At 45.6% G+C, this 1,404-nt stretch carries 1 protein-coding gene; it reads left to right on the forward strand.

The genetic code is table 11. The features are described from left to right. Window positions 1-486 precede the first annotated feature (486 nt). Complete coding sequence (locus ACGH6P_RS10970) at window positions 487-1,347, forward strand: class A beta-lactamase TEM-171 (protein WP_015058867.1); 861 nt, start codon at window positions 487-489, stop codon at window positions 1,345-1,347. The last annotated feature ends 57 nt before the right edge of the window (window positions 1,348-1,404 follow it).

Here is a 1,404-nt window from a genome sequence, read left to right on the forward strand (position 1 = left end):
CTTCCCTTCCTTTCTCGCCACGTTCGCCGGCTTTCCCCTTCAAGCTCTAAATCGGGGGCTCCCTTTAGGGTTCCGATTTAGTGCTTTACGGCACCTCGACCCCAAAAAACTTGATTAGGGTGATGGTTCACGTAGTGGGCCATCGCCCTGATAGACGGTTTTTCGCCCTTTGACGTTGGAGTCCACGTTCTTTAATAGTGGACTCTTGTTCCAAACTGGAACAACACTCAACCCTATCTCGGTCTATTCTTTTGATTTATAAGGGATTTTGCCGATTTCGGCCTATTGGTTAAAAAATGAGCTGATTTAACAAAAATTTAACGCGAATTTTAACAAAATATTAACGCTTACAATTTAGGTGGCACTTTTCGGGGAAATGTGCGCGGAACCCCTATTTGTTTATTTTTCTAAATACATTCAAATATGTATCCGCTCATGAGACAATAACCCTGATAAATGCTTCAATAATATTGAAAAAGGAAGAGTATGAGTATTCAACATTTCCGTGTCGCCCTTATTCCCTTTTTTGCGGCATTTTGCCTTCCTGTTTTTGCTCACCCAGAAACGCTGGTGAAAGTAAAAGATGCTGAAGATCAGTTGGGTGCACGAGTGGGTTACATCGAACTGGATCTCAACAGCGGTAAGATCCTTGAGAGTTTTCGCCCCGAAGAACGTTTTCCAATGATGAGCACTTTTAAAGTTCTGCTATGTGGCGCGGTATTATCCCGTATTGACGCCGGGCAAGAGCAACTCGGTCGCCGCATACACTATTCTCAGAATGACTTGGTTGAGTACTCACCAGTCACAGAAAAGCATCTTACGGATGGCATGACAGTAAGAGAATTATGCAGTGCTGCCATAACCATGAGTGATAACACTGCGGCCAACTTACTTCTGACAACGATCGGAGGACCGAAGGAGCTAACCGCTTTTTTGCACAACATGGGGGATCATGTAACTCGCCTTGATCGTTGGGAACCGGAGCTGAATGAAGCCATACCAAACGACGAGCGTGACACCACGATGCCTGCAGCAATGGCAACAACGTTGCGCAAACTATTAACTGGCGAACTACTTACTCTAGCTTCCCGGCAACAATTAATAGACTGGATGGAGGCGGATAAAGTTGCAGGACCACTTCTGCGCTCGGCCCTTCCGGCTGGCTGGTTTATTGCTGATAAATCTGGAGCCGGTGAGCGTGGGTCTCGCGGTATCATTGCAGCACTGGGGCCAGATGGTAAGCCCTCCCGTATCGTAGTTATCTACACGACGGGGAGTCAGGCAACTATGGATGAACGAAATAGACAGATCGCTGAGATAGGTGCCTCACTGATTAAGCATTGGTAACTGTCAGACCAAGTTTACTCATATATACTTTAGATTGATTTAAAACTTCATTTTTAA

The sequence above is a fragment of the Gilliamella sp. CG25 genome (assembly GCF_046635705.1).
Lineage (GTDB): Bacteria > Pseudomonadota > Gammaproteobacteria > Enterobacterales > Orbaceae > Gilliamella > Gilliamella apicola_I.